The sequence below is a fragment of the Bradyrhizobium pachyrhizi genome, from assembly GCF_001189245.1.
Taxonomy (GTDB): Bacteria; Pseudomonadota; Alphaproteobacteria; order Rhizobiales; family Xanthobacteraceae; genus Bradyrhizobium; species Bradyrhizobium pachyrhizi.
Genome location: NZ_LFIQ01000076.1, coordinates 166,727 through 178,508, shown reverse-complemented (window position 1 = coordinate 178,508; position 11,782 = coordinate 166,727). Strand labels below are relative to the sequence as shown.

General features: G+C 64.9%; 12 protein-coding genes and 1 tRNA gene. 3 read left to right on the top strand and 10 right to left on the bottom strand.

The window, feature by feature from the left end; all coding sequences use genetic code 11:
• Positions 1–55 precede the first annotated feature (55 nt).
• The 6 genes from rplA to AKL29_RS15870 all read right to left on the bottom strand — a co-directional run bounded on the left by rplA (position 56) and on the right by AKL29_RS15870 (position 4,477).
• Positions 56–748, bottom strand: a complete 693-nt coding sequence (gene rplA / locus AKL29_RS15895; RefSeq protein WP_018272150.1) for a 50S ribosomal protein L1 — start codon at positions 746–748, stop codon at positions 56–58.
• A 6-nt stretch (positions 749–754) separates the two neighbouring features.
• Positions 755–1,183, bottom strand: a complete 429-nt coding sequence (gene rplK / locus AKL29_RS15890; RefSeq protein WP_011088164.1) for a 50S ribosomal protein L11 — start codon at positions 1,181–1,183, stop codon at positions 755–757.
• Positions 1,184–1,313: 130 nt separating this feature from the next.
• Positions 1,314–1,847 carry a transcription termination/antitermination protein NusG gene (nusG, locus tag AKL29_RS15885; protein WP_021081670.1) on the bottom strand — a complete coding sequence of 178 codons (534 nt, stop codon included), beginning with the start codon at positions 1,845–1,847 and terminating at the stop codon, positions 1,314–1,316.
• A 20-nt stretch (positions 1,848–1,867) separates the two neighbouring features.
• The gene (gene secE / locus AKL29_RS15880; protein WP_028335448.1) at positions 1,868–2,059 is read right to left on the bottom strand and encodes a preprotein translocase subunit SecE; all 192 of its coding nucleotides are present in this window, start codon (positions 2,057–2,059) and stop codon (positions 1,868–1,870) included.
• A 337-nt stretch (positions 2,060–2,396) separates the two neighbouring features.
• Entirely contained in the window at positions 2,397–3,710 is a 1,314-nt protein-coding gene (locus tag AKL29_RS15875; protein ID WP_160321755.1) for an ATP-binding protein, read from the bottom strand.
• 20 nt (positions 3,711–3,730) lie between these two features.
• Entirely contained in the window at positions 3,731–4,477 is a 747-nt protein-coding gene (locus AKL29_RS15870; protein WP_050384832.1) for a response regulator, read from the bottom strand.
• Between the two features lie 205 nt (positions 4,478–4,682).
• Between AKL29_RS15870 and AKL29_RS15865 the strand changes: the two genes are divergently transcribed.
• Positions 4,683–5,591, top strand: a complete 909-nt coding sequence (locus tag AKL29_RS15865) for a DUF3313 domain-containing protein (RefSeq protein ID WP_050384831.1) — start codon at positions 4,683–4,685, stop codon at positions 5,589–5,591.
• A 5-nt stretch (positions 5,592–5,596) separates the two neighbouring features.
• On the opposite strand, the gene AKL29_RS15860 is transcribed toward AKL29_RS15865, so the two are convergent.
• Both AKL29_RS15860 and AKL29_RS15855 read right to left on the bottom strand, forming a co-directional pair.
• A complete protein-coding gene (locus tag AKL29_RS15860; RefSeq protein ID WP_050384830.1) occupies positions 5,597–7,210 on the bottom strand; it encodes an acyl-CoA synthetase in 1,614 nt (537 codons plus the stop codon).
• Positions 7,211–7,274: 64 nt separating this feature from the next.
• Positions 7,275–8,039 (bottom strand): FadR/GntR family transcriptional regulator, encoded by a 765-nt coding sequence (locus AKL29_RS15855; RefSeq protein ID WP_050384829.1) that lies wholly within the window; start codon positions 8,037–8,039, stop codon positions 7,275–7,277.
• Between the two features lie 183 nt (positions 8,040–8,222).
• Here AKL29_RS15855 and AKL29_RS15850 point away from each other — a divergent pair, with 183 nt between their 5' ends.
• Entirely contained in the window at positions 8,223–9,428 is a 1,206-nt protein-coding gene (locus AKL29_RS15850; RefSeq protein ID WP_028335442.1) for an ABC transporter substrate-binding protein, read from the top strand.
• Positions 9,429–9,492: 64 nt separating this feature from the next.
• Here the strand turns inward: AKL29_RS15850 and AKL29_RS15845 are convergent.
• A tRNA-Trp gene (locus tag AKL29_RS15845) sits at positions 9,493–9,568 on the bottom strand.
• Between the two features lie 180 nt (positions 9,569–9,748).
• Between AKL29_RS15845 and AKL29_RS15840 the strand changes: the two genes are divergently transcribed.
• A complete protein-coding gene (locus tag AKL29_RS15840) occupies positions 9,749–10,972 on the top strand; it encodes a serine hydrolase domain-containing protein (RefSeq protein ID WP_050384828.1) in 1,224 nt (407 codons plus the stop codon).
• A gap of 167 nt (positions 10,973–11,139) precedes the next feature.
• Here AKL29_RS15840 and AKL29_RS15835 read toward each other — a convergent pair.
• The coding region (locus AKL29_RS15835; RefSeq protein WP_244482071.1) for an SDR family NAD(P)-dependent oxidoreductase at positions 11,140–11,782 on the bottom strand (643 nt) is incomplete at its 5' end.

Here is an 11,782-nt window from a genome sequence, read left to right as displayed (position 1 = left end):
GGGCGGAACCGGTTGCCCGGTCCCGCCCCTCTTTATCTCGTCACGGCCAAGGATCTCAGCCGAGGATCGTGCCCGGCTCGACCTTCACGCCCGGGCCCATGGTGGAGGAAACCGCCACGCGCTGGATGTAGGTGCCCTTGGAGCCCGCCGGCTTCGCCTTGGAGACGGCGTCTGCAAGCGCCTTGACGTTCTCGACCAGCTTGTCCTCGGAGAACGAGGCCTTGCCGATGCCGGCCTGCACGATGCCGGCCTTCTCGACGCGGAACTCGACCGAGCCGCCCTTGGCACCCTTCACGGCGTTGGTGACGTCCATGGTCACGGTGCCGATCTTCGGGTTCGGCATCATGCCGCGCGGACCGAGCACCTTACCGAGGCGGCCAACCAGGGGCATCATGTCGGGCGTGGCGATACAACGATCGAAATCGATCGCGCCGCCCTGCACCTTCTCGACCAGGTCTTCGGCACCGACGACGTCGGCACCGGCGGCCTTGGCTTCCTCAGCTTTGGCGCCGCGCGCAAACACGCCGACGCGAAGCGTACGGCCGGTTCCGTTCGGCAGGTTGACGACGCCGCGGACCATCTGGTCGGCATGGCGCGGGTCGACGCCGAGATTGATCGCGATCTCGATCGTCTCGTCGAACTTCGACTTGGCGCGCTCCTTGACCATCTTGATGGCATCCGCGAGCGGATAGAGCTTCTCGCGATCGACGCCCTCGCGGGCCTTCTTCAAACGCTTTCCGATTGACATGGCCCGTTACCCCGCAACTTCCAGACCCATCGAACGGGCAGAGCCCTCGACCATCTTCATGGCCGATTCGATGGTGTCGCAATTCAAGTCCTTCATCTTCTTCTCGGCGATCTCGCGCACCTGCGCCTTGGTCACCTTGCCGGCCTTGTCACGGCCCGGCGCCTTCGATCCGGACTGGATCTTGGCGGCCTGCTTGAGGAAGTAGGACATCGGAGGGGTCTTCATCTCGAAGGTGAAGGACCGGTCCGCATAGATGGTGATGATCACCGGGATCGGGGTGTTCTTCTCTTCCTTCTGGGTCTGCGCGTTGAACGCCTTGCAGAACTCCATGATGTTCAGACCGCGCTGACCAAGCGCGGGACCGATCGGGGGCGAAGGATTCGCCGCACCGGCCGGGACCTGAAGCTTCAGGTATCCGGTCACCTTCTTTGCCATTTATCACTCCTGTTGTGCCGGACGGGCCGGCGGTTTCAGGTTCCGTGGTTCGGTTGAAGGGGCTGGCGACCGCCTCCTCCCTCCCACGGCCTCTCTACTTGACGCGAGGCATATACCCCGCGCCGTCCGGTCAGACCACCTTTTCGACCTGACCGAATTCCAGTTCCACGGGCGTCGCGCGGCCGAAGATCGACACCGCGACCTTCACGCGCGAGCGCGCCTCGTCGATTTCTTCCACCACGCCGGAGAACGAAGCGAACGGGCCGTCGGCCACGCGCACGTTCTCGCCGATTTCGAACGACACCGACGCCTTCGGGCGCTCCACGCCCTCCTGCACCTGGTGCAGGATCCGCATCGCCTCGGCCTCCGAGATCGGCATCGGCTTGTTTTCCGCGCCGAGGAAGCCGGTCACCTTCGGGGTGTTCTTGATCAGATGGAACGCCTCGTCGGTCAGCTTCATCTTCACCAGCACATAGCCCGGGAAGAACTTGCGCTCGGCATCGATCTTGCGGCCGCGCCGCACCTCGGTGACCTTTTCGGTCGGCACGAGAATCTGCTCGAACAGCTCTTCCAGCCCGCGCTGCTTGGCCTGCTCGCGGATGGATTCCTGAACCTTCTTCTCGAAGTTCGAATAGGCGTGAACGATGTACCAGCGCTTGTCCATCAATTGAGTTCCCATGCTCATCAGTGGATGCCCAGTATCAGGGTAATCAGATAACGAATGATCTGATCTGCGGCGAAGAAGAAGACCGAGGCCAGCGCCACCATCACGAACACCATGATGGTGGTGATGGTCGTCTCGCGGCGCGTCGGCCAGGTGACCTTGGCGGTCTCCGAGCGCACTTCCTGCAGGAATTTGAACGGGCTGAAAGCCATCGTGAGATCCGCGTCCGTCTCCGGACGATTGCAACGTTTCAAGGAATCCGAACAGCCGACCTTGCGGACCCAGCCCTCGTTTGGAAGGTTGAGCCGATAAACGAGCTCGAATGTTCGGGGAATTAGGCCGCGCCGGATATCCGCCATCAAAGCGGGCCGGCTGCGAGTGCCGGGTATCTACTGCGAGACCGGCCAAACGTCAAGGTCGACGGGGTCCGACCCGGCGCCCGCCCGGTTCGGGCAGATCGGGCATTGGTCTCTCCAAATCAAGGGCTTAGCCGGCGCCCTGCAATCCCCTGGCGTCCTGGCGCGATCAGCGTCGTCCGTCTCGCCTCCTCTAGGCCAGGCCGGGTTTTGGCGGCAGCAGCATCGATACGAGCAGTCCGCTCGGCTCCCGCAGCCTCAACGCGATGCTGCCGCCATGGCGCTTGGCGATATCCTGCGCGATCGATAGCCCCAGCCCGAAGCCCCCCTCCTGCCGGGCGCTGTCGGCCTTGAAGAAGGGCTCGAATACCTTGTCGTGCAGCGCCGGCGGAATGCCCGGACCGTCGTCGGCCACCTCGATCTCGATGTGGCCGGCCTCTATGGGGCGAAGCGTCACCGCGACCTTGCTGCCGTGCTTGACCGCATTCTCCACGATATTGGTGACGGCGCGCGACAGCGCGCGGGGCCGGCAGGCATAAGGCAGACGCGCCGGCCCGACATAGGATACCGCGTGGCCCATGTCGGCGAAGTCCGAACAGATGGTCTGCAGGAAGCTCGGCAGGTCGATGAACGACGCCGCCTCCGAGCGAGCATCCTCGCGCAGATACTCCAGGGTCTCGTTGATCATGCGCGTCATCTTGGCGATATCGCCCAGCATCGCAGGGCGCAGGGTGTCGTCGCCGACGCGCTCGGTACGCAGCCTGAGCCGGGTCAGCGGCGTCCGCAGGTCATGACTGATGGCGGCGAGCATGCGGGTGCGGTCGTCGAGCAGCGCTGCGATACGCGTGCGCATGTCGTTCAGCGCGTCGGCGACCTGGGCGATTTCGAGCGGACCGCGCCGGCGCAACACCTCGGGAGCCCGCGGCGAGCGGCCGAACGAGGTCGCGGCACGCGCGACATCGGCCAGCGGCGCAATCACCCAACGCACCGCATAGACCGACAGCAGCAGCATCGAGATCAGCACGATGATCCCGCCTCCTGCCACCGGGCGGAGCAAAAAGGACCAGAAGCCGCCCTTGACCGCAACGTCGGCCATCAACGCGTGGCCGTCGTCGAGCTTCACGAGCACCTGTGACGACGAGCCCGCCGGATGGCGCAGTTCTTCCAGCAACTCAATTCCGGACTCGGCCGCCAGCTGCCGAAACGCTCTTATGGAAAACGGCCGCGTCTCACCGACCGTCCGAGGCACGAGTTCGCTCAACGCGACGCGCCTGGCGTCGAGACCGCCGCGCCTGGCTGCCGCCAGCAGTTCTTCGGCGTCGACGGGCGTCTTCGTGAAACGCAGAAGCTGCGTGAGCTCCGCGACCCGCCCGGCAAGAAACTTCTGCGTGTCGTTGACCGAGGGAGAATCGAACAGAAAGATGACGGTCACAGCTGCGAGCATGATGCCGATCAATTCCGAGAGCGCGACGAGGCTCATGAGCTGCGCGGCGATGCTGCGCGGCATCAGCCGCTGCGCCCATCCCATCAGAGCGGCTCGACCGCGGGCGTGAACACGTAGCCGCCGAGCCGCACCGTCTTGATCATCGAGCGGTCCTTCGGATCCGGTTCGATCTTCTGCCTGATGCGGCTGATGTGAACGTCGACGCTTCGCTCGACCGATGCGATCAGGCCACCGAAGGCCTGCTCGATCAATTGCTCACGTGACAGCACCTGCCCAGGATTGCGGCAGAACGCCAGCAGCAGATCGAACTCGGCACCGGTCAGCGTGATCCGAACGCCCGCGGGGTCATGCAGCTCGCGGGTGGTGGGGTTGATGCGCCATCCGGCAAAGGTCAGCGGACGCGGCCGTGACCGCGACGAGGCGCCGCTCTCGACGCGGCGCAGCAATGCCCGGATGCGGGCGACCAGCTCGCGCGAATTGAACGGCTTGGTGACGTAGTCATCGGCACCGAGCTCGAGGCCGAGGATGCGGTCGATGTCCTCGCCGCGCGCGGTGACCATGATGATCGGAATCGAAGACGACATGCGCAGGCGCCGGCAGATGCTCAGCCCATCCTCGCCCGGCAGCATCACGTCGAGTACGACGAGATCAAAGCTCTCGCGCTTGAGCAGCGCGTCCATCTCCACGGCCGAGCCGACCAGCACCGGTCGGAAGCCGTTGTCCTCAAGCACCTCAGCCAACATGCGCGCGATATCGGCATCGTCCTCGACGCAGAGGATGCGTGCGTTGGTGACGGGGAAAGCCACGAGGTCGTATTCCAGGATTTGCATCACGGCATTTTAGAGGCCTCGGCCCCGGATGCGCAGCGCGCAAATATAGCGTTTTGTTAAGCCTGCACGGCCAAATGTGGCTCAAATAGGTCGCGCGGTTTTCGCGAGCTACATCTGACTTAATATCTCTTAATCCCGACCCGGGCGGCCCTGCCCTATCGTGACGTCCGATCGTTCGTGGGGTGAGCGGTCGTTCGAGGGGTACATGAGAATCGAATTTCTGCCGGGCGCTGCGACTGATGCGCAGAGCACGGGCCGGGCGTCGCGCAATGGTCAGCCCAATCGGCCGTCCCTGCTTGCCACCGCTGCGGTAGTGGTGGCGTTGTTGTCGGGCTGTGCCAGCGCACCGATGACGCGGGGCGGGTCATTGGCATCCTACGACAATCTCACGCCGTCCGACGGAGTGCTGGCGAAATCGCTGGTTCGCGTCAACAAGGACGAGGTCCTCGCTGCGAAGACGGTGCGGATCGTCCCGACGACCTTCTCGCAGGCAGCGTCGCCGACGCTGTCGCAGGAGCAGCGGCACCTGGTGGCCAACGCGATCGATCGTTCGCTGTGCGTCGGCCTGAGCGAGCGGCTTCAGGTCGTTGGTGCCGATCAGCCTGCGGATCTGTCGTTGCATGCGCTTGTCACCCAGGCGGCGCCCACCGACGAGGTCGCGGCGGGCACTTCCAAGGTGGTCAGCTTCCTGCCGAGCGCGCTCGGCGCAGGCGTGCCGGTGCCGGTGCCGCGGTTGCCGGTCGGACTTGGCAGCCTGACCGTCGAAGCCGAGGTGCGCGATCAGGCCAGCCGCCAGCAGGCGGCGATGATTTGGGCCCGCGGGGCGAATTCGTTCACCAACTCGCCCATGGTCTCGAGCGCCGGTGACGCCTACGATCTCGCCCCTTCCTTCAGCGACGATTTCAGCAAGCTCGTCGTCACCGGCAGCACGCCGTTCGGAAAGGCGCCAGAGCTGCCATCGTTCGACAAGATTGGCGCCACGCTCGGCGGCAAACCGAAATACGCGGCCTGCGAGGCGTTCGGCCGCAGTCCCGGCCTGGTCGGAATGGCCGCCGGCAAGCTTGGCTTGCCGCCGGAATGGTCGGACAAGGCGCCGGCGACGGCTGGCCAGTAGACCGCCTAGCCGGCGAAGCTCTTCTGCACCGCCTGGTCCAGCGTGGCGCCGCCGACATAGCGCTGGCGCAGCTCGCGCTTGAGCAGCTTGCCGCTCGGATTCTTCGGCAAGGCATCCACGAAGATGACCTGCTTCGGCACCTTGAAATGAGCCATCGACGCCGCGCAATGCTTGATCACCATATCGGCATCGAGGCTTTCGCCGGCCCTGACCACGACGATCGCGGTCACCGCCTCGATCCAGCGCGGATCGGGCAGCCCGACCACCGCAACCTCCGACACCGAAGGCAGGCGATAGATCATCTCCTCGACCTCGCGGCTCGCGACATTCTCGCCGCCGCTCTTGATCATGTCCTTCACGCGATCGACGACGGTGATGTAGCCGTCGGCATCGACGGTCGCGAGATCGCCGGAATGAAACCAGCCGCCGGCGAACGCGGCCGCGGTCTTGACCGGATCGTTGTAATAGCCGGACAACAGATGCGGCGAGCGATGCACGATCTCGCCGACCTCCCCGACCCCGACGTCGGTCATGTCCGGCCTGACCACCCGCGTCTCGACATTGATCGCGGGCTTGCCGGCCGAGCCCGCCTTCGGCAGCTGGTCCTCCGGCGTCAGCACGGTCGCGAGCGGCGCGATCTCGGTCTGGCCGTAGAAATTCCAGAACTTCACCTCGGGCAGCCGCCGCTGCAACTCGAGCAGCACCTCGACCGGCATGATCGAAGCGCCGTAGTAACCCTTGCGCAGGGTCGACAGGTCGGTGCGGTCGAACGCGCCCGAGCGCAGCATCGCGATCCAGATCGTCGGCGGCGCGAAGAACGAATTGATCTTGTGGGCCGCGATCAGCGCCAGGACATTGTCAGGCACCGGCTTGCCGGTAATGAGACTTGTGGCGCCGAGATAGATCGCGGGCCCCAGGAAAACGTCGAGCTGCGCGCAGTGATAGAGCGGCAGCGCGTGCAGCACCGTGTCGTCCGTCGCCATGCCGCCGTCGATGATGCAGCTGACATACTGCCACATAACGGCTTCGTGGGTGAGGATCGCGCCCTTCGGCAGCGACTCGGTGCCGCTGGTGTAGATGATCTGCGCGGGATCGCGACTGTCCACCGACGCCTCCGGCGCCGACGCGTCGCTGTGCAGCAGGCTGTCGAACGTCGTGATGCCGTCGGGCGCGGTGGCCGGATCCTCGCCCGGCAGCCAGATCAGGGTCTCGACCGCCGAGCCCTTGGCGGCGGCAGCGTGCGCCGTCTCCACGAAATCGGGGCCGACCGCGAGCAGCTTGGCGCCGGAATTGGCGAGGATGAAATTGATCTCGTGCGGATTGAGCATGAAGTTGATCGGCACCAGGATCGCGCCGATCCGGGCCACCGCAAAGCGCAGCGCGGCGAAGCCGTGCGAGTTGCGCGACAGCACCGCGACGCGATCGCCCTTGGCAACGCCGAGCGCGAGCAAGCCGCGGCCGAGCCGATTGCAGATCGCGTCCATCTCCGCAAAGCTCCAGCTCACCGCGCCGCAGATCAGCGCGGTCTTGCCGGGGTAGCGCTTCGCCGACCGGCGCAGCAGATCGCCGATGCTGTGCTCGCGGGCGCGCTGGATGGTTGCTGCGATGTCTCCGCTCATTTGTCCCTCCCGAATGTGCTTTGTTGTCGTTGTCTTGTTTTCGTCTTGTTTGGCCGCGCCGTCCCTATTGCCGCGCGGCGTAAGCGTGTTCCATGTAGGTGTGCTCGACCGAGCGATCGAGCGAGGCGATCTTCTCGAAGCCACGCCGCCAGTCCTGCAGGTGCCGCCGCGTCCACAGCACGCCGGCCTCCTTGTCGCGCCGCTTGATCGCGTCGAGCAGATGATGGTGCGCCTCGACCAGCCGCGTGCCGCCCTCGGGCACGCCGCCCACGATCATCTCGGTGGTCGGAAAGAACAGTTGTGCGGCGGGCTCGCGCGCCAGCTGCAGCACGCGGTTCTGCGAGGCCTTGGCCATCAGCACATGGAATTCCGCATCGAGCTCGGCAAGCGCAGCGGGATTGCCGACGACAGCTGCGCTGCGCTCGAGATTGCCGGCGAGCTCGGCGATGTTCTCCTCGGTCGCGCGCTCCACCGCGCCCTCGACGCTCGCGACCTCCAGCGTCATCGAGGTCTCGAACAGTTCGCGGAACGTCACCTCGTGCAGGATCAGCGCACGGGACAGTCGCGTCGCGAGCTTGTTGTAGCGCGGCAGGCAGGCCTGCAGCCGGCGGCTGGAATCGCGGCGGATCAGCCCGCCCTCCTCGAGTACGCGAATGCCTTCGCGCACCGTCGAGCGGTTGACGCCGAACTGCGCAACCAGCTGCTGCTCGGTGCCGATCGGCTCGCCCGGCTTGATCCGGCCGTTGATGATCTCGCGTTCGATCGCGTCGGCGACCTTCTGATAGGCCGGCGCGACATCGATGCGCCGGAACAGCGGCGTGGTGGGCATCTTCAGCTCCCCCGGCCCGATTGTCGTTTGTCCGACAAAGGATAGGCGAAGGCCCTTGGGGCGTCAAATGAGTAATATCCGGCCTGATTGTCGCACCCAAGCGGCCGGAATTGACACCGGAACCGGGCAAATCTAGCTTTGTCGGACAAATTGATAAGAACACCTTCGGGGAGGCACGCCATCATGAAATCCATCGTCACGAATCTGTCCGCCGCCGGCCTGATCGCGGCTGTGCTGGCAGGGCCGGCGCTCGCGCAGCAGGCGCCGCTCAAGATCGGCGTGCTCACGGATTTCCAGTCGGTCTATTCGGACATCGGCGGCGCCGGCAATGTCGAGGCCACCAAGATGGCGATCGAGGAGTTCGGCGGGTCGATGTTTGGCAAGCCGATCGAGCTCGTCACCGCCGACGCCCTCAACAAAGCCGACGTCGCCGCCACCATCACCCGCAAATGGTACGAGGCCGAGAATGTCGACATGATCATCGACATGCCGACTTCGGCGACCGCGCTCGCCGGCATGGAGATGTCGAAGCAGTTCGAGAAGATCATGATCGTGACGGATGCGGCGAGCTCCGACATCACCGGCAAGTCCTGCTCGCCCTACACGCTGCACTGGACCTACGACACCTACGCCAATGCCCACACCGTCGGCAGCGCGATCGTGAAGAACGGCGGCGATACCTGGTTCTTCATCACCGCCGACTATCTGTTCGGCCATTCGATCGAGCGCGACACCGGCGACGTGGTCCGCGCCGCCGGCGGCAAGGTGCTCGGCAGCGCGCGGCATCCGCTCAACACGCCGGACTTCTCGTCCTTCCTGCTGCAGGCGCAGGCTTCGAAGGCCAAGATCATCGGCATGGCCAACGGCGGCGCCGACACCATCAACACCATCAAGCAGGCCTCCGAATTCGGCATCGTCGCGGGCGGGCAGAACCTCGCCGGCATCGTGATGTTCATCTCGGATATCCACAGCCTCGGGCTGAAGCTCGCGCAGGGCCTGATCATTACCGAGGCCTACTACTGGGACCTCAATGACCGCACCCGCGCCTTCGGCAAGCGCTTCTTCGAGCGCATGAAGCGGATGCCGACGATGAACCAGGCCGCGACCTACAGCGCCACCCTGCACTACCTCAACGCGGTGAAGGCCGCCGGCACCAAGGAAACCAAGCCGGTGCTGGCCAAGATGCGCGCGACCCCGGTCCGCGACGCCTTCACCGACAACGGCGTGGTGCGCGAGGACGGCCGCATGGTGCACTCGATGTTCCTGTTCGAGGTCAAGAAGCCCGAGGAATCGAAAGCGCCGTGGGATTACTACAAGGTGCTCGCCGAAGTGCCCGGCGACCAGGCGTTCCGGCCGCTGAAGGACGGCGGCTGCCCGCTCATCAAGTAGGCAAACATGATCATGGCCGGGGTCGGGGACCTCGGCCAACACCTTCAAATGATTGGGTAAAAGCTGGCAGGAGTGGCAGGGCTCGAACCTGCGACCCCCGGTTTTGGAGACCGGTGCTCTACCAATTGAGCTACACTCCTGCAGGGAACCCGCGTCGCCGCCGGTTCGCGCCGTTTCAAGCACAGGGCATGGCCGGTTTGCAAGGGCGAAGCAGCGAAGCTTCTGTTCATTGCAAAACTTCTGCGCCAGACTTCAGCGATCACCCCAAGATCACGCCATGCCGGCACCTCGCCGCAAGAATCAAGAACCAGGGAGAGACCATGAACGCCCAAACCGCCACCAAGCACGCCGCCAGCCCGACCACCCCCTCCCTCCCCCTCGCCAAGCCCGAATCGATCGGATTGTCGAGCGCGCGGCTGCAGGCGATGTCCGACACCTTCCGCCGCGAGGTCGACAAGGGAACAGTGCCCGGCGTGACGGTGCTGGTGGCGCGGCGCGGCCAGATCGGCTGGTTCGACGCGATCGGCCGGCAAAGCCCGACCGCCTCGGCGCCGATGGCCCATGACACGATCTTCCGCATCTTCTCGATGACCAAGCCGATCGTCTCGGTCGGCATCATGCAGCTGCTGGAGGACGGCCACTTCCTGCTCAACGACCCCGTCGCGAAGTTCATCCCCGAATTCGCCGAGACCAAGGTCGGCGTCGAGAACAACGGCAAGCTCGAGCTGGTACCCGTGCAGCGGCAGATGACGATCCAGGACCTGCTCCGCCACACGTCTGGACTTACTTATGACCACACCGGCAACGGCCCGGTGCAGCAGCTCTATCAGCAGTCGCGGCTGCGCAGCCGCAAGATCACCAATGCCGAGCACGCCACCATGCTCGCCGGCATGCCGCTGGTCTGCCAGCCCGGCGCCGAATGGAACTACAGCCGCTCCACCGACATCCTCGGCCGCATCATCGAGGTCGTCAGCGGCAAGATGCTCGGCGCGTACCTCACCGAATGCATCCTCGCGCCGCTGCAGATGACCGAGACCGCCTTCCATACCGGGGAAGCCAATGCCGGCCGCCTCGCCGAGGCGTTTGCCAACGATCCCTGGACCAGCGAGAAGGTGCAGCTGTTCAACATGCTGGAGCAGCCGGCGATGGAATCCGGCGGCGGCGGACTGGTTTCGACCACGATGGACTACGCCCGCTTCGCGCAGATGCTGCTGAACGGCGGCTCGCTCGACGGCACCAGGATCATCGGCCGCAAGACGCTCGAATTCATGGCCTCCGATCACCTGGGCGCCGGCGTGAAGATCCAGGGCACGCTGGTGTCGCCCGGCCACAGCTTCGGCCTCGGCTTCGCCGTGCGCATGCAGCAGGGCATCGCGCCGTTCTCCGGCTCGGTCAGCCAGTATTTCTGGAGCGGCATGGCCGGCACGTTCTTCTGGATCGATCCGAGCGAAGACCTGATCGCGGTCTTCATGATGCAGGGCCCGGGCCAGCGCGAATATACCCGCTCGCTGGTGCGCAACGGCGTGTACGCGGCGGTGGAGTAATCGCCGCGCTCCCCTCGTCCTCAACACTGTCATGCCCCGCGCATGCGGGGCATCCAGTACGCCGCGGCAGTCGTGATGAATCGAGAGGCCTCGGCGTACTGGATCACCCGCTTTCGCGGGTGATGACATCTTGAGTGCGTGGCGCGCTTTGCGCGCCAACGAAGGCGTCAGCTGATCGTCGCGCCGCCGTCGATCACGATGGTCTGGCCGGTCATGAAGTCGCCGGCGCGCGAGCCCATCATCACGGCGGCGCCCGCGATCTCGTCCGGCACGCCGATCCGCAGCAGCGGCGAGCGCGCGGTCGATGCCTTCAGATTGTCCGGATTGTCCCACAGCGCCTTCGCAAAGTCGGTCTTGATCAGGCCGGGCGCGATGCAGTTCACGCGGATATTGTGCTTGCCGTATTCGCAGGCGAGGTTGCGCGCGAGCTGCATGTCGGCGGCCTTGGAGATCGCGTAGGCGCCGAGGATGGTCGAGCCCTTCAGGCCGCCGATCGAGGACACGATGATGATCGAGCCATCCTTTCGCTCGATCATCTGCGGTACCACCATCGAGATCAGCCAGTTGTTGGCGACGATGTTGTTGTCGAGGATCTTGCGGAACTGATCGTCGGAGATGCCGGCGAGCGGACCGTAGTAAGGATTGGACGCCGCGTTGCAGACCAACACGTCGATCTTGCCGAAGGCGCGGTTGCTCTCGTCGACCAGGTTCTGCAGGTTTTCCTTCGACGAGATGTTGGCCGCGATCGCAACCGCGGTGCCCTTGCCGTAGCTGTCGTTGATCTCCTTCGCCACCTGCTCGCAGACGTCA

Coding starts and splice junctions, on each gene's coding strand:
- rplA (WP_018272150.1), bottom strand. CDS start 748: ATGTCAATCGGAAAGCGTTTGAAGAAGGCCCGCGAGGGCGTCGATCGC.
- rplK (WP_011088164.1), bottom strand. CDS start 1,183: ATGGCAAAGAAGGTGACCGGATACCTGAAGCTTCAGGTCCCGGCCGGT.
- nusG (WP_021081670.1), bottom strand. CDS start 1,847: ATGGACAAGCGCTGGTACATCGTTCACGCCTATTCGAACTTCGAGAAG.
- secE (WP_028335448.1), bottom strand. CDS start 2,059: ATGGCTTTCAGCCCGTTCAAATTCCTGCAGGAAGTGCGCTCGGAGACC.
- AKL29_RS15875 (WP_160321755.1), bottom strand. CDS start 3,710: ATGCCGCGCAGCATCGCCGCGCAGCTCATGAGCCTCGTCGCGCTCTCG.
- AKL29_RS15870 (WP_050384832.1), bottom strand. CDS start 4,477: ATGCAAATCCTGGAATACGACCTCGTGGCTTTCCCCGTCACCAACGCA.
- AKL29_RS15865 (WP_050384831.1), top strand. CDS start 4,683: ATGAGAATCGAATTTCTGCCGGGCGCTGCGACTGATGCGCAGAGCACG.
- AKL29_RS15860 (WP_050384830.1), bottom strand. CDS start 7,210: ATGAGCGGAGACATCGCAGCAACCATCCAGCGCGCCCGCGAGCACAGC.
- AKL29_RS15855 (WP_050384829.1), bottom strand. CDS start 8,039: ATGCCCACCACGCCGCTGTTCCGGCGCATCGATGTCGCGCCGGCCTAT.
- AKL29_RS15850 (WP_028335442.1), top strand. CDS start 8,223: ATGAAATCCATCGTCACGAATCTGTCCGCCGCCGGCCTGATCGCGGCT.
- AKL29_RS15840 (WP_050384828.1), top strand. CDS start 9,749: ATGAACGCCCAAACCGCCACCAAGCACGCCGCCAGCCCGACCACCCCC.